We start from the raw sequence: 17,353 nt of genomic DNA, 5'->3' as shown, positions 1-17,353 counted from the left end.
TGGGGCAGAGTGGTCGGGTAGACCGGGACTGACCGGCCCAGGACTGCCCGTCGCCGGTGCGCTCGGCCGCAGAAGGGGTGACCATGAGGAAGACCACGAGCCGGATCGTGCCGACCGCCGGCCTGGTGGCGATGCTGGTGGCGACGCTGGCCGCCTGCGCCGGCGGCCCGGCCGCCGAGGGGGTGGCTCCCCCGAATGCGGCGCCGGCGACCTCGGGGAGCGCGAGCGGCACTCCCGGGGAGAGCGGGACTTCCAGCCCGGCTCCGAGCAGGGTGCCGGACGGGGTGCCGGACCTCCAGGCGGGAAAGGAGATGGCCCGCGACATCGAGGTGCCCTGGGGGCTGGCGTTCCTGCCTGATGGCGACGCGCTCGTCTCCGAGCGCGACAGCGGCCGGGTGCTCCAGGTTCCGGGGCGCGGCGGGCGGCCCCGCGAGGTCTACCGGGTGCCCGGCGTGGTCGCGAGCGGCGAGGGCGGCCTGCTCGGGCTGGCCGTGTCACCCGGCTATGCCAGGGACCGTTACGTGTACGCCTACCTCACCGCCGAATCCGACAACCGGATCGTGCGCTTCCGCCTCGGCGACGCCACACCCGAGGTGCTGTTCGACGGCATCGCCAAGGCCTCCTTCCACAACGGCGGCCGCATCGCGTTCGGACCGGACGGCATGCTGTACGCCGGCACCGGAGACGCGGGGCAGCGGGAGTCGTCGCAGGATCCGCGCCTGCCGAACGGGAAGATCCTCCGGCTGACACCGGAGGGCAGGCCCGCCCCCGGCAACCCGACGCCGGGCTCGCCGGTCTACAGCCTCGGCCATCGCAACGTCCAGGGGCTGGCCTGGGACGAGCGGGGACGCCTCTTCGCCACCGAGTTCGGGCAGAGCGCGCTGGACGAGGTCAACCTGATCGAGCCCGGCCACAATTACGGCTGGCCGGAGGTGGAGGGCAAGGGCGACACGCGCGGTGGTAAGTTCACCAACCCGCTGGTGACGTGGCCCACGAGCGAGGCCTCCCCCTCCGGTGCCGCCATCGCCGGGAACACGCTGTATGTGGCGGCGCTACGCGGGGAGCGGTTGTGGACGGTGCCCCTGCGCGACGGGAGAACCGGCGAGCCCCGGGCCGAACTGGTCGGCCGGTACGGCCGCCTGCGCACGGTCGCCGTGGCACCGGACGGGGCGCTCTGGCTGACCACGTCCAACACCGACGGGCGCGGTGAGGTGCGCGAGGGCGACGACCGGATCCTGCGCTATCCGGCCAGGCCCGAGACGGAGTGATGTGCCCCTCGGCCGCGGCCCGACGCGGCGCCGGCGGACACGGTCAGCCCTCGGCCTGGAGCCGGTCCCGTACGGCGCGCGCCATGCCGGGGTCGTCGGCGATCACCCCGTCCAGGTTGAGCCGGTACAGACGCCTCAGCCACTTCCGCACCTCCTCGTTGGCGCGCCCGCCCGAGCTGTCGCCCCTGAGGTCCGCCCGGAGCCGCACGGCGAGTTTGCGAACCGTCGTGGCGTGTACCAGGAGCCCTTCTCGCTGGGCGTTCCTGACGAGCGCGGCGGGTGACACCGGCCTGCTCTCGAAACCGCCGGGATCACGGGGGCCGATCCGCTTCGTGACCACGCCGATGCCATCGGCGTACCCGGCGATCTCCCGCAGGCCCTCCGGAGTGACCATGTCGTCGTAGGTAGCCGGATCGCCGGCCCGCACATGGTCGTACGGGGCGCCGTTCGCTCCGATGAACTGGATGAGCCGGAGCCGGGTGAGGGGATGCAACCGTTTGAGGTTCCCGGTCTCGAAGGACTGGATGAAGACCGGGTCCCGCTCGTCGTCCCAGCCGTACTTCCGGAAGGTCTCCAGCAGCGGTTCCTCCAGCGGCAGCCCGATCGAGGCGAAATAGGTGGGGAACTTGGTCTCGGCGTAGACGCCCACGCCGTGCTTCTGCGCGAGCTGGACTATCTCGTCGAGCGTCGGGATTCTCTCCATCCCGTCGTATGCGGTGTTGCCTCGACGCTGCGTGGGGAAGCGTTCCCTGGCACGGAGGGTGCGCAGCTCCGCGAGGGTGAAGTCCTCGGTGAACCAGCCCGTGTGCCGGATGCCGTTTATGGTCTTGGAAGTCCTGCGGTCGGCGAACTCCGGATGCCTCGCGACGTCGGTGGTCGCCGAGAGCTCGTTCTCGTGCCGGGCGACCAGCACGTGGTCCTTGGTCGAGACGAGATCGGGCTCGATGTAGTCGGCGCCCATCGAGATGGCGACCGTGTAGGCGAGCAGCGTGTGTTCGGGCCGGAAGGCGCTGGCCCCGCGGTGCGCGATGATGATCGGCTCGGCCCCGCGGCGTCCGAGCCGCTTGGCCGCCGGACTCACCTGACGCTCGGCCGTGGAGTGCGCGGACCGTTCGGCGGTGGAACCCGTGAGCCCTTTGGACACCGAGTCGCCGGACTGCCCGGCCGCGGGGCTCGCGGATCGCGTACCCGTCGAACCCCCGTGATGGAGGGCGCCGATCGCGGCCATTCCTATGAATATGGCCAGCACACCGGCCCGCGCCTTGCTCACCTGCGTACACCCCTCACTCTGGGTCAGAGGGGGGACACATTCGCATAAACGCCTATACCCGGACCGGACAGGTGATTAACGATCAGAAGCGATCCCCTCGGGAGCACGTTGCGCGACTGTCTCCGGAAATAATCCGAAATGTCCCCCGGCGGCCACGCCGACATCGCGTTCCCTCGGAGCAGCCGACATATCGCCACGACCGGGCTGACGACGGCCTCCATAGGACGTGCGCGAGTGCGGTGCCCGCTGTGACGTGACCCCGCAGGTCCGTTGTCCGACGGAGAAAGACGAAGTGACTGACTGCCCGGTTCGCGTCTCGACGTCTCCTGGGACGTCACCGCCGGCCTGTCGATTCAGCGCGCGACCGCCCACCGCGTCGGCCTCGGACCCCATACCGGTCTCAGGCCCCTCGCCGGTCTCAGGTCCCCTTGCCGATCCCAGGCGGCGGACCGGCGTCGCACCGGCCGCGCACCACGGACCGTTGCCACCCCGGTTTCAAACTGCAGGCCAGGCCGCTACCAACCCGCCCGGCCCGGCCGCTGCTGCCCGTGCCGGTGGTGCCCGTGCCGGTGGTGCCCGCCGTGCCTCGCCCGCCCATGCCGTCCATACCAGCGATCCCTGTGTCGCCGCGCATCCGAACCGCGCCGCCCGAACCCGCGGTCGCCGTACCGTCCCGCCTCGAAACCCCGCCGCCCGAACCCGCGGTCGCCATACCCCAAGGCCTCCGGACCCCGCCGCCCGAACCCCCGGTCGTCATATCGCCCGGACCCCAGATCCCCCGGCCGCCCAAACCCGCGATCGCCATACTCACCGGCCTCCGGACCTCGCCGCCCGAACCCCCGGTCCTCATACCGCCCAGGCCTCGAATCCCCCGACCGCCCGAGCCCCCAACCCTCACCGCGCTCGGCATCTGAATCCGGCCGGCCAACCCCATATCGCCCAGGGTCCGAATCGTCTGACCGCCCGAACCCCCGCCCCCCGCCGCGCTCGCCGCCCCTGCCCCGCCACCCGAACCAGCGACCCCCGTGACGCCTCGCCTCATGCCCCCGCCGCCCGAACTCCCGCGCCCTGTGCCGTCCGGTATCCGAACGCCTCGGTCGCCCGAACCCCCAGTTCCCTCCGCGTTCGATGCTCGACTCGGAGCGCGTGGCCGTGTGCCCGTTCCCCGAACGCAGCCGTTTGATCGTCCATCCTCCGGCGTGCTTGCCCCCCGAGCTCGCGGACTTGTGCGCGCCCCAACTCGTGGAGCGCTCGTGCGACGGCTTCGAATGCTGGGCGGCGCCGAGAGCGGCCACCCCTATGAGTACGGCCACGACACCGGCCCGCACGATGCTCACCTGGGCACACCCCCGCCTTCTGATCATTCGGGGGGACCACCTCGTACAAACAACTCCCTACCCGGATTGCCGGGGAGGCTAACGATCGGAGGCGGCCGTCGGAGCGGCCGCGACCCGCCGATTCAGCGAGTACGGCGGCCGGACCTGGCGCTCAGGTACGACGGGCCTTCGACAGGGTCGCATAGACGATGATGTTGTCGGTGTAGTGACCGGTCTTCCTGTTGTAGACACCGCCACAGGTGATCAGGCGCAGGGTCGCCTCACCGGTGTTGCCGTAGACCCGCTTCGACGGGAAGGCCGCCTTGCTGACCTGCTCCACACCGTCGACCGTGAACTCCACGACGGTCCCGTCCGTCCGGGAGACCTTGATCTTGTCCCCGCGCTTGATCTCCTTCAGCCGGCTGAAGACGGCGGCCCCGCTCCGGGTGTTCACGTGCCCGAGAACCACCGAAGGTCCCTGCTGCCCGGGGATGGGACCGTACTTGTACCAACCCGCCTGGTTGGGCTTGCTCAGCGGAGGAGTCTGGATCTCCCGCTTGGAGTCGACGCCGAGCGCCATCAGCGGGGCCAGCACGCCGATCTTCGGGATGGCCAGCCGCCGGGGCTTCACCCCGTTACTCTTCAACGGCGCCGGAGGCTGGACCACCGGCAGCGGCGGCGGCGCCGTGGGCGCGGCGGCCGTCAGCGGGACGTCCAGCCCGCCCGGTCCCACCGCTGACGGCAGCACCCCCGCGGGCTGCTGCTCGGCGACCTGCTCCCCGGTGCCCGGCTGCCCGCCCGGCTGTTCCTGAAGGGTGCTGACCGCCGCCTGCGGCTCGGACAGCCCATAGCCCGGATCCTCCGGCGCCGGTGAGAGGTACGCGAGCAGCCCCGCCATGATCGCGGCCACCCCGCCGAGCGACCCGGCCACCAGGAGCCCGGCCATCAGCATGTTCCCCTTGGGCTTGGCCGCCGGGCCGCCGCCGGGATAGGGGCCGGGACCGCCCTGCACAGGTCCTTGGTACATCCGGCGCCTCCTTCAGCTGTCCCTCTGGCCGCGCGCGTGTGCCGCCCGCCGCCTCATCAAGGCCACGCCGCCCAGCGCGCTACCGGTCACCATCACCGTTCCCGCGCCGAGAAGCCCCAGGCCGGAGCTCCCCTGTGGCGCCTCACCGGTCTGGGCCCCACCGCTGGGCGTGATGATCACCTGCGGCGCGGTCGGCGTGGGCCGGGTGGGGGTGACGGTGGCGGTCACGGTCAGGGTCGGCTTGGGCGTCGAGGTGGTCGTGCTGGTGCTGTTCGCCCCGGCCGATGGATAACCAGTGGGGCTGCGGTGCGTGGTCGGGGTGGTCGTGGACGTGGACGTGGACGTGGACGTGGGGCTGTTGGTGGGACTGACCGTGGGGCTGTTGGTGGGACTGACCGTCGGGCTGGGCGAGGACGTACCGCCCGCCTTGGAGATGGTGACGTCCACCGCCACGGGAGCACTGATGAGCCAGCAGGTGGCCCGATAGTCCTGGGGCGGATCCACCAGCTGCTTCGTGATCACCCGGAAGGCGTCAAGCTGCGTCCAGGTGCCGTCCTCCAGGTTCGTGACATCGATGGTGTGGGTGCCGTACTCAAGGCCACGGAAACTCCACAGCGTCAACCCGCCTCTGTGGGCGTCGTTCGTCGGCGTGCCGTCCTCGTTCTTCGAGGCGTCGATGTCCGCCGGGCTGGCCGGCTGGCCGTTGATCTTGAATCCGACCTTGCCCGAGCCCTGGTCGCGCTGGGTGACGTACTCGATCCCGGTGCCGGTGAACGTGAAGGAGGCCCAGGAGTTCACCTTGTTCGTGCGGTGCAGGTCGTGGTGGTAGTCGTTGTTGTTCATCGGCTGGTCGTTCACGTCATCCCAGTCGGCCTGGGCGTGGTACTTCACCCGGGGGTCGTCGTCGTTGACCATGACCTCGCCGGCCGGAGGCGTGAAGTCCACGTACAGCTTCTGGGGGGTGACCCTGACCGTCCCCTCCTTGCTGGTGTGAGCGGAGTCGGAGATGCCCTTGGGCAGTTCCAGGGGGGTGCCGGGCTGGAGCTGCCCCGGCTGGTCCACACTCCCCTTCGGCTGGAGGACACCGGTCCAGCTGCCGGTGAGCTGTACGTCCCCGGTGACCGTGACCTTTCCGCCGGGCGCGAAGTAGGCCGGCGAGCCGAACCTGGACGCCCCCTCGTAGTCGAGTGCCCAGCCGATGTTGAGCGGCTCGCCGACCGTGAGCGTCGTGGGAATCGACACCTTGGTCCGCAGCTTCACCGCGCCGCCGTTCAGGGCGACCCCACCGGTGCAGCTGTAGTCGACCACGAGTTCGGCGTTGCCGGCGCTGGCCGCTTTGGAGGGCAGCGCCACCAGTGCGCCACCGACAAGGCACAGGGCCGAAACCGCGAGAGATCTACGGAGCCCAGATCGCCACCGAACCACTACATACTCCGATCACAAAGGCTGCCGTCAACGGGCATAGCCATAGCACACCGAGGGTAGATCGTACGGTTTCAACCATCTTCGGCGCAGCGAGAAATCGGGTACGTACGGAGACCGTGGCGCACTTGTGATCTGGATGTAAGTCCACAAACCACCGCAAGCCGCACTAGCGCCCTCCGGCCGGGTGTACCCCGGAGTAACAGAATCGTATTCTGTGTCACGGACCCCTAGGAGGCACACAATGCAGCGAGACCTCTTCGAAGAGGAGCACCAGCTCTTCCGAGAGACAGTACGCGAGTTCCTGGCCCGCGAGGTGGCGCCCCATCATGCCCAGTGGGAGAAGGACGGCATCGTCCCCCGCGAGGTGTGGAAGAAGGCCGGAGAGATCGGCATGTTCGGCTTCGGGGTACCCGAGGAGTTCGGCGGGGCGGGGATCACCGACTTCCGCTACAACGCCGTGATCTCCGAGGAGGTCATCTCGACAGGCGCGTCCGGCCTGGGGTTCTCGCTGCACAACGACGTCATGGCGCCGTACTTCGTGGGCCTCACCGACGACGAGCAGAAGGCGCGCTGGCTGCCCGGGTTCGCCAGTGGCGAGCTCATCACGGCGGTCGCGATGAGCGAGCCCGGCGCGGGTAGCGACCTGCAGGGCATCAGGACGACCGCCGTGCGCGAGGGCGACCACTACGTGGTCAACGGCCAGAAGACCTTCATCACCAACGGCATCAACTCCGACCTGGTCGTCGCGGTCGCGAAGACCGACCCGGAGGCGGGCGCCCGGGGGATCTCGCTGCTGGTCGTCGAACGGGGTATGGAGGGCTTCACCCGGGGCCGCAACCTGGAGAAGATCGGCATGCACGCCCAGGACACGGCGGAGCTGTTCTTCGACAACGTCCGGGTCCCCGCGGCCAACCTGCTGGGTCCGCAGGAGGGACAGGGCTTCTTCCAGCTCATGGCCAACCTGCCGCAGGAGCGTCTGTCGATCGCGGTGGTGGCGGTGGCGGCGGCGGAGACGGTCCTGCGGGCGACCATCGAGTACTGCAAGAGCCGCACGGCCTTCGGCCGCAACATCGGCAGCTTCCAGAACACCAGATTCGTCCTGGCGGAGCTGGACACCGAGGTGGAGATCGCCCGCCACTACGTGGACAAATGCATCCGGGCACTCAACGCCGGGGAACTCACCGCGGTGGACGCGGCCAAGGCGAAGTGGTGGACCACGGAGCTGCAGACCAAGGTCATCGACCGCTGCCTGCAGCTGCACGGCGGCTACGGCTACATGATGGAGTACCCCGTGGCCAAGGCCTGGATCGACAGCCGTGTCCAGACCATCTACGGCGGCACCACCGAGATCATGAAAGAGATCATCGGCCGCTCCTCCGGCTTCTGACCCGCCCCGGCCACCACACGGGAGAACCGCCGCCCTCGCGACGACGGGACAGCGGACTCCCGTGATCGGCCGGCCGGCGCCGTCACCCCTGGATGATCTCCTGGATCTGGACGGCCACCCCGTCCTTGATCGTCACTTCGGCGAGGAGGACGTCACCCTTGCCGAGAGCCTTCCGCAGTTGCTCCACGGAGCAGTTGTGCGGGGCCTTCCCTTCCGTGCAGATCAGACCCTGTGCGTCGAGCACGACCGTGTAGGGCACCAGGAGGGCTTTCATCCCCTGGTCACTGGCGGGGGTCACCGTGATCGAGTCCGCTCCCCGCAGGGCTATCCGCCCCCGTACCGTGTCATCGATGCCCCGGCCTCCCGGCACGCTCACCGACGGCGCCGACGTGGGAGGCGGCGCGGGAAGCTCCGTCGGTGAGGCGGAGGCGGGAGGCGACGGAACCGAGGAGACCTCGGGGGACGGAGTGACGGAGGCGGTCACGGTGACGGTCGCGGTCACCGAAGCGCCGGACGTACCGCCCGCGTCCGAACATGCGGAGAGACCTATGGCCAGAGCTGCCATCAGCAGGGCACGCGTTACCTTCGATGTCCTGTTCACGAAACGTAACGATCTCACGGGTTCCGGATCGCGTTTACCCGCCACGGAAGCGGCTCCGTCGACGCATACTGGTCAACGGAGACTTCCCGAGGGGGTGACGATGGACAGCGGGCTGATTCTGCTGATCTTCCTGGCGTTCCTGTTCGCCTGGGGCCTGAATCGGGTACGGCGCGCCTTCCGGCTCGGCCCTGTCGCGTACGCCGGTGTCATGGTGGTGTTCGTCATCGCGATGCTGGCCATCTGGGGACAGTCGTTCCGCTAGGCACAGATCGGCATCCCGCCCTAGGCGGACGCCTCCAGCAGCACCCTCGCGACCAGCTCGGGATCGTCGGTCATCGGCACATGCCCGCACCCCTTGAGCAGTTTCACCCGCCGCCCCGACCATTTGGCGGCCCTTACCGCCTGCCGGCGCAAAAGCAGCCTGTCGTGCTCGCCCCAGGCGATCGTGACCGGCACCTTCGGCGGCGCGGGAGGCATCAGTCCCGCGAACGAGGCGAGGGTCTCGTCGAACCCCGAGGCGTCCTTGAGTGCCTGGAGAGCCGCGAGTTGCGCCTCAGGGGAGAGCCTGGCGGGGTGGGCGACCAGAAGACTCAGGGAGAGGCCGCGGATCAGCGGGTCTTCCGCGTAGACCAGCGCCCGTTCGGGGGAAAGGTCACGGGCGGCGGCCCTGGTGATCCGCAGGACGGCTCGCGCGTACGCGAGCTCGCTACGGTTCCAGAACCCGGCGGGAGAGAGCGCGGTGGCCGAGCGGACCGTGGCGCGCGCGGCCAGTTCGAGGGCGACGTAACCGCCCAGGGAGTTTCCCGCCACATGCGGGTCACGCAGGCCGAGCATCCCGAAGAAGGACTCGATCGCGTCCGCCAGGCTTTCGGCCGTGTACGGCGTGCCGGACGGCAGCGGCGGTGAGATCCCGAAGCCGGGAAAGTCGACGGCGATCACGTCTCGCTCGGCGGCGAGCCGGTCGAGCACCGGCAGCCATGCCTGCCAGTGATGCCCGATGCCGTGCAGCAGGACCAGGGGCGGCCCCGTCCCACGCCGTTCGAACGCCAGCTCCATGTTCCGAGTCAACCACCGATCGGATAGTTGTTCCAGCTCTGCCACGTGTCGTTCAGCGCGACCTGGTGGGGATCTCGAACCAGACGGCCTTGCCTTCCTTGGTGGGGCGGGAGCCCCAGCGCTTGGCGAGCTGGTCGACGAGATAGAGGCCCCGGCCACCCTCGTCGTTCTCCCCCGCGCTGCGGATGCGCGGCAGCCGGAGGTCCTGGTCGAAGACCTCGACCCAGACGGACTCTCCACCCCGGCGCAGCCGGAGGGTGAACTCCTTCTCATTGACGATCTCGTCTTCGAAGCCGGGGATGTCCCAGGACTCGTCGAACGACAGCGGAGGGCCGTCCATCGTCAGCTCCCTGCGCGGGACGCTGGCGCTGGCGGCGTGCAGCACGACGTTGGTGACGACCTCGGAGACCAGCAGGCAGGCGAGCTCGGCGCGCTCCTCGGGGACGTTCCAGCCGATGAACGCCTCCGAGGCCATCCGGCGCGCCTCACCCACCATGATCGGCTGGGCCGGGAAGGTGCGCTCCTCGACGGCCAGGTCCTCGGGGGCGGACCTGAGCACGAGAATGGCCATGTCATCGTCGATCTCGCCGGGCACCGCGACGGTGGCGGCGTCGGCGATGCGCTCGACGGAGGTGTCGCTGATCTCGATGAGCCTCTCGCAGAGCTGCCCCAGTGTCTCCTCGACGCTGGGCGGCCTGCCGTCCGCGTCGCGGATGGGGCGGCGGTCGACGAGCCCGTCGGTGTAGAGGAGCAGCGCGGCCCCGGGGGGCAGTGTCCGCGTCTCCTCCTTGTAGACCAGGTCCGCGTGCATGCCCTTGGCCCGGACTCCCAGCGGCTGGCCGACCTCGTGGATGTCGAGTTCGGTGCAGGTGTCGCCGATGAGCAGCAGCGGGGGGGCGTGACCGGCGTTGGCGAACGACAGCTGCCGCGACCAGGCGTCATACACCAGATACTGGCAGGTGACGATGGGTGGGATGCTGATGTCGGCGCCACTCTCGTCCTGCTCGGGGGTGGCGATGATGCGCGTCCACTCGTCGAGCCTGGCGAGGATCTCCGCGGGCGGTTTGTCGTCCTGGGCGAAGGCCCGCAGCGCCGCCCGCAGCTGCCCCATGACCGCCGCGGCCTTGGCGCCCCGGCCCTCGACGTCGCCGATGACGATGCCGACCCGGCCCGCCGAGAGCGGGATGACGTCGTACCAGTCGCCGCCGACCTGGGTCTGGATGCCCTGCCCGTGGCTGGCCAGGGGTGCGGCGGGAAAGTAGCGGACCGCGATCTCCAGCCCGTCGAGCTGCGGCAGCGCGCGGGGAAGAAGGTGCTTCTGGAAGGACTCCGCCGTGTGCCGTTCCTCCTCGAACAGCAGCGCGTTGTCGACGGCGAGGGCGACCCTGGTGGCGATCGCCCCCACGAAGTCACGGTCGAAGGCGTCATAGTGCGGGCTACGCCGGTCGGTCAGGTTGGACAGCCCCAGGTACATCAGCCCGAGGGTCTCACCTCGCACGCAGAGCGGCGCCACGATGGCCGAGGTCATGCCGATCTCGGCGGCCAGGCGGGTGTTGGCCTCGCCGGGGCTGGGGTAGTTGGTCTGGGAGAAGTCCTCGACCAGGATCGTCTCCTGGCGGCGCAGCGCGATGTCGGCGTAGTGTCCCGCCGGGTAGCGGATCTCCGCCCCGATCGGCGCCCAGGTGTTGGGCGGCGGGCTCCAACCCTGGACGTGTGTGGAGACCCTGCGGGTCAGCCGCCCCTCCTCCATCAGCTCGATGAAGCAGTGGTCGGCGAACTGCGGGACGAGCATCTCGGCGACGCGCTTGAGCGTCTCCTCGACGTAGAGCGATCCGGCGAGGCGCTCGCCGATCCGCTCCAGCAGGCCGAAACGGTCCTTCTCCCGCTCGTTGCTGCGCATCGCCTCACGAGCGGTGATGACGATGCCCGTCACCGCTCCCGAGGGGTGACGCAACGGCACGGCCTGGGCCCGTACGTAGATGATCGTCCCGTCGCCGCGCCTGACGTCGAACGTGCCCTCCCAGACACCGCCCTTGAGGACGTGCTTGGAGAGCTCGACGGCCAGCGGATGGTCCTTCTCCATGATGCCCAGGGAGAGGGACTGGTCACGTGGTCCCGATGTGCCCGGGCGCCCGAAAAGCCTTTCCGCGAAAGGGTTCCAGTAGAGCAGGTTGCTGAACCTGTCGGTGACCACCACCGCCATCTCAGCATGATCTAGGACGGAACCAGCCGTAAGGTGATCAGCGGCATCCTGGGAAACATCCCCCCACCGCTTCATCCGGTGACCGCCCCTCGTGGGCGGGTGTGTGCAAAGCGAACCACGGTTGCTCCTGCAGTCTCGGCCTGGGAGCGGAGGGACTCCCGAACGGGATCCAACCGAGCTAAGGGGCCTCGGTCAGCGTGTGGAGACGAAAACGTGCGCGGCAATCTCTCGCGGGAGATCCGCAAGAAAATTGTCCGCCTCGTCGTCACCTGTCACCCGCACACCGTCGTCGCTCACCGCGAGCGTTACCTCGCGTCCGGGTTGTATCCCAACTTGCTTGAGTTTAAGCATCACAGCCGGATCGCTTTGCACTTGTTCGCTAATTCGCCGCACGACAACGGGTATATCTCTGGGTCCGGCCATCGCGGCCATCGACGGCAGCGACTCCGACCGCCCGTCGGGAAGGCCCGAGACGCCGAGTTCCTCCAGGCCGGGGATCGGATTGCCGTGCGGGTCCTCCGTGGGGTTGTTGAGCAGGCTGACCAGCCTCGCCTCCACCGATTCGGACATGACATGCTCCCAGCGGCACGCCTCGATGTGTACATCCTCCCAGGGCAGGCCGATGACCTGGGTGAGCAGACACTCGGCGAGACGGTGCTTGCGCATGACGCGGGTCGCGAGAGTACGTCCCAGATCGGTCATGGTCAGGTGCCGGTCGCCCTCGACGCGAACCAGACCGTCGCGCTCCATCCTGGCGACCGTCTGGCTGACTGTGGGACCACTCTGCTGGAGCCGCTCCGCGATACGCGCGCGCAGGGGGACGATGCCCTCCTCCTCCAGCTCGAAGATCGTACGAAGGTACATCTCCGTTGTGTCGATCAAGCCGTGTGCGGTCAAGGTTCCTCCCGTCCTCTCTCGATGCTACGTCCATCGCGCGGTGTTCCCGGGAGGGCGGCGCGGGACCTTGGAAGTTCGAAGACACGACCCTATTGGGAGAACGGCTCGTGATGGCAAAGGACAGCAACACCGGGGGCCGCCGAATCCTTCCCTAGCTGCTCAAACACTACTCGCGACCGGTTGATATTTTCTGAAGGCCGGGACGGCCAGCCCCACCGCGACCACGGCCACCGCGCAGGCGATCCCACCGCCCACCCAGGCCCCCGTGGCCCCGAACCACGAGGCGGTGGCCCCGGCCCGGAGATCCCCCAGTCTGGGGCCTCCCGCGACCACCACCATGAAGACGCCCTGCATCCTCCCGCGCATGTCGTCGGGCGCGTGGGTCTGCAGGATCGTCTGCCGCCACACCGCGGAGACCAGGTCGGCGGCCCCGCCGAACGCGAGCAGCGCGACCATCAGCCACAACTGGTCCGCGAGTCCGGCCGCGGCGACGGTGAGCCCCCAGGCGGCGATCACGTACGTGAGCGCCATTCCCTGACGCCGGACCCGCCCCACCCAGCCCGACAGCACCCCGCCGAGCACCGAGCCGATGGCGATGCTGGCCGACAGCCAGCCGAACGCGACCAGCGAACCACCGAACCTCTCGGCCACGACCTCCGGAAACAGCGCCCTGGGCAGTGCGAACGCCATGGCGATGAGATCGACGACAAACGACATCAGCACCACCGGGTGCCCGCAGACGTAACGCAGGCCGTCCAGGACCGACCGCAGGCCTGGGCGCGTCACCTCGCCGACCGGTTCGAGTCTCGGCAGTCTCACCGCGGCGTAGAAGCCCGCGCCGAACAGCAGCGCGTCGATCAGGTAGGCGGCGGCGAAACCGCTCTGGGCGAGCACGACCCCGCCGATCAACGGCCCGACGACGGTGCCGAGGCCGCTCACCAGGAAGTTGAGGGTGTTGGCCGCCGGGATCAGGTCGGCCGGGACCAGCCTGGGGATGATGGCCCCCCTGGTCGGGCCCGTGATCGCGAAACCTGTGGCGTGCAGGGCCACGGTGGCCAGCAACAGGCCGACGCTCGTCGACCCGAGGGCCGCCTGGACCAGGAGCGCGAGCGTCCCCGACCAGGCGATCAGCGCACCGATGATGAGGAGCCTGCGCCGGTCGACGGCATCGGCGATCGCGCCGCCCCAGAGCCCGAAGACGACCAGGGGGATCAGGTTGGCGGGGCCAAGCATGCCGACCCAGAAGGACGACTCCGTGATGTCGTAGATCTGGGCGCTGACGGCCACCGAGGTGAGCTGGAAGCCGATGAACGACACACCCTGACCGGCCCAGAGTCGCCGGTAGGCGGGGATGCCGAGCGGGCGTGTGTCGGCCGCGTGCCTGCGGACGAAATTTCCGAACCCCACACCGCTCCCTCTCTACCGGACATATGTGGATATATCAGCAAAGAGGGGGCAGGGTGTCATGGGGCCAGGCGTTCGATGATCCAACCGGCGCCGGAGCGCCGGTAACGGAGGCGGTCATGCATACGGTCTGTGCGGCCCTGCCAGAACTCCATCTCGGCCGGCACCACGCGCAGTCCACCCCAGAAGTCCGGGATCGGCGGATCCTCCGGCCAACGCTCCGACAACTCCTCGTAGCGGGCGTCCAACTCGTCCCTGGAGTGCACGACCGCGGACTGCCGCGAGGCCCAGGCACCGATCCGCGACCCGTAGGGCCTGGACCTGAAGTAGGCGGCCGACTCCTCGCGCGGCAGCCGTACCACCGCCCCCTCCACCCTTACCTGGCGGCGGATGGAGTGCCAGGGGAACAGCAGGGCGGCCCTCGGGTTCTCCGCCATGTCACGCCCCTTGCGCGACTCGTAGTTGGTGTAGAAGACGAACCCGTTCTCGTCGTAACCCTTGAGCAGTACGGTCCTGGCCGTCGGCCGGCCACCCGCCGAGGCGGTCGCCAGCACTGTCGCGTTCGGCTCGGGAAGCCCGGCGTCCACGGCGTCGCCGAACCAGGCGGCGAACTGCGACACGGGGTCGGGTGCGAGGTCCTCCTCAAGGAGAGGCAGTCCCTGGTACGTGCGACGAAGTCCCGCCATCGAGGGCGGTCGCGATGCGGCATCCACGGGAAGGTATTCTCCCGTGCCGAGCCGGAAGCCCGCTCAGCGCCCCCCACCTGCGGCGATCCCGCTTTGGTGGGTCCGGCGGCAGGCTGCCCCGGCTCAGGGGGTTGAATATGACCCGCCGGTATCTCGACATCAAGGCTTTGACTTCAAGAAAGGGAGGCGGCCGAAAATGTCCGACTTCAAACCCGGGCTCGAAGGCGTAGTAGCTTTCGAGACTGAGATCGCGGAACCGGACAAAGAAGGGGGCGCCCTCCGCTATCGGGGCGTTGACATCGAAGAGCTGGTCGGTCGCGTCTCCTTCGGGAACGTGTGGGGCCTGCTTGTCGACAACGAGTTCCAGCCGGGTCTGTCCCCGGCCGAGCCCTACCCCATTCCTGTCCACTCCGGTGACATCCGCGTCGACGTGCAGAGCGCGCTGGCCATGCTGGCCCCCGCGTACGGTTTCAAGCCGCTGCTCGACATCGACGACAAGGAGGCCCGCGCCAACCTGGCGCAGGCCAGCGTCACGGCCCTGAGCTTCGTCGCCCAGTCCTCGCGCGGTCTCGGGAAGCCGATGGTCCCCCAGAGCGAGGTCGACAAGGGCAGGAGCATCGTCGAGCGGTTCATGATCCGCTGGCAGGGCGATCCCGACCCCAGGCACGTCAAGGCCATCGACGCCTACTGGACGTCCGCCGCCGAGCACGGCATGAACGCCTCCACCTTCACCGCCCGGGTCATCGCCTCCACCGGAGCCGATGTCGCCGCGGCGCTGAGCGGTGCGGTCGGCGCCATGTCCGGCCCGCTCCACGGCGGTGCGCCCGCGCGCGTGCTGCACATGATCGAGGGTGTCGAGCAGGTCGGCGACGCCAAGAAGTACGTGCAGTCGGAGCTCGACAAGGGCCAGCGTCTCATGGGCTTCGGCCATCGCGTCTACCGTGCCGAGGACCCCCGGGCACGAGTGCTCCGCCGCACCGCCAAGGAGCTCGACGCACCGCGTTACGAGGTCGCCGCGGCGCTGGAGAAGGCCGCGCTGGAGGAGTTGCACGCCCGCAAGCCCGACCGGGTGCTCGCCACCAACGTCGAGTACTGGGCGGCGGTCATCCTGGACTTCGCCCAGGTCCCCTCATCCATGTTCACTTCCATGTTCACCTGCGCCCGCACCGCGGGCTGGGCCGCGCACATCCTGGAGCAGAAGCGCACGGGCAGGCTTGTCCGCCCCAGCGCCGACTACGTGGGTCCCCCGCAGCGCTCGGTCCACGACGTCCCCGGCGCCGCCGAGGCCGTCAGCTCCTTCTGAATTCCCGTCTTGTACGGCTGTCGCGTGGACGTCTCGCGCGACAGCCGTTGCCGTTCCCGGCTCTTCGAAGCCCTCACGCCCCGCTCCCCCACCGGCCGTCATCCGGTTTCCCGCCCCCGCGATCACCTCGCCCGGCTCAAAACCATCCCACGTCTCGTCTCAAAATCCGGACCTCGTCCTGGATCGATCCGCGGGCTCAGTAGGCTGGTCACGTGGCTGACATCGTGATTCCCTCTGACATCAAGCCCGCCGACGGCCGTTTCGGCTGCGGGCCCTCGAAGGTGCGCCCCGAGCAGCTCTCGGCTCTCGCCGCCTCCGGCTCCAGCCTCCTGGGCACCTCTCACCGCCAGAAGCCGGTGAAGTCGCTCGTCGGGCGTGTCCGCGCGGGGCTGTCCGAGCTGTTCTCCCTCCCCGAGGGGTACGAGGTCGTCCTGGGCAACGGCGGCACCACCGCGTTCTGGGACATCGCCGCCTTCGGGCTGATCCGCGACAGGTCGCAGCACCTGAACTTCGGCGAGTTCTCCTCCAAGTTCGCCTCCGTGGCGGCCAAGGCCCCGTGGCTGGGCGACCCGACCGTGATCAAGTCGGAGGTCGGCAGCCACCCCGAGGCCAGGCTGGAGGAGGGCGTCGACGTCTACGCGCTCACCCACAACGAGACCTCGACCGGCGTCGCGATGCCGATCAGGCGGGTGGGCGAGGAGGGCTCGCTCGTGCTCGTCGACGCCACCTCCGGCGCCGGCGGCCTGCCGGTCGAGGCGAGCGAGTTCGACGTCTACTACTTCGCCCCGCAGAAGAGCTTCGCCTCCGACGGCGGCCTCTGGATCGCCCTGATGTCCCCGGCCGCGCTGGCCAGGGTCGACGAGATCGCCTCAAGCGGGCGCTACGTCCCCGACTTCTTCAGCCTGCCGGTGGCCGTCGACAACTCCTCCAAGGACCAGACGTACAACACCCCGGCGGTCGCCACGCTCTTCCTGCTCGCCGAGCAGATCGAGTGGATGAACGGCAACGGCGGCCTGGCCTGGACGACCGCTCGCAGCGCCGAGTCGGCCCGGCGCCTCTACACCTGGGCGGAGAAGACCTCCTACACCACCCCGTTCGCGGGTCCGGAGTTCCGCTCCAACGTGGTCGGCACGATCGACTTCTCCGATGACGTCGACGCCTCCGCGATCGCCAAGGTCCTGCGCGCCAACGGCATCGTCGACACCGAGCCCTACCGCAAGCTCGGCCGCAACCAGCTGCGCGTCGCGATGTTCCCGGCCATCGACCCCGACGACGTCGAGGCCCTGACCACCTGCGTCGACTACGTGGTCGAGCGCCTGTAGTCCCGCTCCCTGGCGGTGCCGGGCCTGGTAGCAGGCACCGCCAGGATTCGTCCGGTGAGACCTCCGTTCCCGCGCGGGAACCTAGGCCCTGTCCTGCGGATCTTTTGCCTACTGCGGCCGGTCAGGCGGCGCCTCGCCGCGTTGTCGTCGGTCACCGCAGCACGCTGCGGCTCCCTCCTCCGCCTTGC

General features: G+C 69.2%; 14 protein-coding genes. 5 read left to right on the top strand and 9 right to left on the bottom strand.

What is annotated here, in order from left to right; all coding sequences use genetic code 11:
- Positions 1–83 precede the first annotated feature (83 nt).
- Entirely contained in the window at positions 84–1,268 is a 1,185-nt protein-coding gene (locus tag ABZ260_RS08775; RefSeq protein WP_355614583.1) for a PQQ-dependent sugar dehydrogenase, read from the top strand.
- A 43-nt stretch (positions 1,269–1,311) separates the two neighbouring features.
- Here the strand turns inward: ABZ260_RS08775 and ABZ260_RS08770 are convergent, their stop codons facing one another.
- The 3 genes from ABZ260_RS08770 to ABZ260_RS08760 all read right to left on the bottom strand — a co-directional run bounded on the left by ABZ260_RS08770 (position 1,312) and on the right by ABZ260_RS08760 (position 6,234).
- Positions 1,312–2,538 carry a glycerophosphodiester phosphodiesterase family protein gene (locus ABZ260_RS08770; RefSeq protein ID WP_355614580.1) on the bottom strand — a complete coding sequence of 409 codons (1,227 nt, stop codon included), beginning with the start codon at positions 2,536–2,538 and terminating at the stop codon, positions 1,312–1,314.
- Positions 2,539–4,026: 1,488 nt separating this feature from the next.
- Positions 4,027–4,881 (bottom strand): class F sortase, encoded by an 855-nt coding sequence (locus tag ABZ260_RS08765; RefSeq protein WP_355614577.1) that lies wholly within the window; start codon positions 4,879–4,881, stop codon positions 4,027–4,029.
- Between the two features lie 12 nt (positions 4,882–4,893).
- Positions 4,894–6,234 (bottom strand): hypothetical protein, encoded by a 1,341-nt coding sequence (locus ABZ260_RS08760; protein WP_355614574.1) that lies wholly within the window; start codon positions 6,232–6,234, stop codon positions 4,894–4,896.
- Between the two features lie 313 nt (positions 6,235–6,547).
- On the opposite strand from ABZ260_RS08760, the gene ABZ260_RS08755 reads away from it, so the two are divergent.
- The gene (locus ABZ260_RS08755) at positions 6,548–7,693 is read left to right on the top strand and encodes an acyl-CoA dehydrogenase family protein (RefSeq protein ID WP_355614571.1); all 1,146 of its coding nucleotides are present in this window, start codon (positions 6,548–6,550) and stop codon (positions 7,691–7,693) included.
- Between the two features lie 82 nt (positions 7,694–7,775).
- On the opposite strand, the gene ABZ260_RS08750 is transcribed toward ABZ260_RS08755, so the two are convergent.
- Positions 7,776–8,195, bottom strand: a complete 420-nt coding sequence (locus ABZ260_RS08750; protein ID WP_355614569.1) for a hypothetical protein — start codon at positions 8,193–8,195, stop codon at positions 7,776–7,778.
- A gap of 199 nt (positions 8,196–8,394) precedes the next feature.
- Here ABZ260_RS08750 and ABZ260_RS08745 point away from each other — a divergent pair, with 199 nt between their 5' ends.
- Complete coding sequence (locus ABZ260_RS08745; protein WP_169750261.1) at positions 8,395–8,556, top strand: hypothetical protein; 162 nt, start codon at positions 8,395–8,397, stop codon at positions 8,554–8,556.
- A gap of 20 nt (positions 8,557–8,576) precedes the next feature.
- Here the strand turns inward: ABZ260_RS08745 and ABZ260_RS08740 are convergent, their stop codons facing one another.
- The 5 genes from ABZ260_RS08740 to pdxH form a co-directional block, all read right to left on the bottom strand.
- A complete protein-coding gene (locus ABZ260_RS08740) occupies positions 8,577–9,350 on the bottom strand; it encodes an alpha/beta fold hydrolase (protein WP_355614566.1) in 774 nt (257 codons plus the stop codon).
- Between the two features lie 52 nt (positions 9,351–9,402).
- The gene (locus ABZ260_RS08735) at positions 9,403–11,628 is read right to left on the bottom strand and encodes a SpoIIE family protein phosphatase (RefSeq protein WP_355614563.1); all 2,226 of its coding nucleotides are present in this window, start codon (positions 11,626–11,628) and stop codon (positions 9,403–9,405) included.
- 117 nt (positions 11,629–11,745) lie between these two features.
- A complete protein-coding gene (locus tag ABZ260_RS08730; RefSeq protein WP_355558455.1) occupies positions 11,746–12,450 on the bottom strand; it encodes a metal-dependent transcriptional regulator in 705 nt (234 codons plus the stop codon).
- 159 nt (positions 12,451–12,609) lie between these two features.
- The gene (locus ABZ260_RS08725; protein ID WP_355614561.1) at positions 12,610–13,857 is read right to left on the bottom strand and encodes an MFS transporter; all 1,248 of its coding nucleotides are present in this window, start codon (positions 13,855–13,857) and stop codon (positions 12,610–12,612) included.
- A gap of 56 nt (positions 13,858–13,913) precedes the next feature.
- Positions 13,914–14,567: a pyridoxamine 5'-phosphate oxidase gene (gene pdxH / locus ABZ260_RS08720; protein WP_355558449.1), complete on the bottom strand. Its 654-nt coding sequence runs from the start codon at positions 14,565–14,567 to the stop codon at positions 13,914–13,916.
- A gap of 169 nt (positions 14,568–14,736) precedes the next feature.
- Here pdxH and ABZ260_RS08715 point away from each other — a divergent pair, with 169 nt between their 5' ends.
- Positions 14,737–15,843 carry a citrate synthase 2 gene (locus ABZ260_RS08715; protein ID WP_350911291.1) on the top strand — a complete coding sequence of 369 codons (1,107 nt, stop codon included), beginning with the start codon at positions 14,737–14,739 and terminating at the stop codon, positions 15,841–15,843.
- A gap of 212 nt (positions 15,844–16,055) precedes the next feature.
- Entirely contained in the window at positions 16,056–17,165 is a 1,110-nt protein-coding gene (gene serC / locus ABZ260_RS08710; protein ID WP_355614558.1) for a phosphoserine transaminase, read from the top strand.
- Positions 17,166–17,353: the final 188 nt, after the last annotated feature.

The sequence above is a fragment of the Streptosporangium sp. NPDC006013 genome, assembly GCF_040614275.1.
Taxonomy (GTDB): Bacteria; Actinomycetota; Actinomycetes; order Streptosporangiales; family Streptosporangiaceae; genus Streptosporangium.
The sequence above is the reverse complement of the archived record's forward strand: the minus strand, read 5'-3'. Positions and strand labels throughout refer to the sequence as shown.

Excerpts from the sequence above, each read along its gene's own strand:
- ABZ260_RS08775 (WP_355614583.1), top strand. The coding sequence starts at position 84 with ATGAGGAAGACCACGAGCCGGATCGTGCCGACCGCCGGCCTGGTGGCG.
- ABZ260_RS08765 (WP_355614577.1), bottom strand. The coding sequence starts at position 4,881 with ATGTACCAAGGACCTGTGCAGGGCGGTCCCGGCCCCTATCCCGGCGGC.
- ABZ260_RS08755 (WP_355614571.1), top strand. The coding sequence starts at position 6,548 with ATGCAGCGAGACCTCTTCGAAGAGGAGCACCAGCTCTTCCGAGAGACA.
- ABZ260_RS08745 (WP_169750261.1), top strand. The coding sequence starts at position 8,395 with ATGGACAGCGGGCTGATTCTGCTGATCTTCCTGGCGTTCCTGTTCGCC.
- ABZ260_RS08740 (WP_355614566.1), bottom strand. The coding sequence starts at position 9,350 with ATGGAGCTGGCGTTCGAACGGCGTGGGACGGGGCCGCCCCTGGTCCTG.
- ABZ260_RS08735 (WP_355614563.1), bottom strand. The coding sequence starts at position 11,628 with ATGAAGCGGTGGGGGGATGTTTCCCAGGATGCCGCTGATCACCTTACG.
- ABZ260_RS08715 (WP_350911291.1), top strand. The coding sequence starts at position 14,737 with ATGTCCGACTTCAAACCCGGGCTCGAAGGCGTAGTAGCTTTCGAGACT.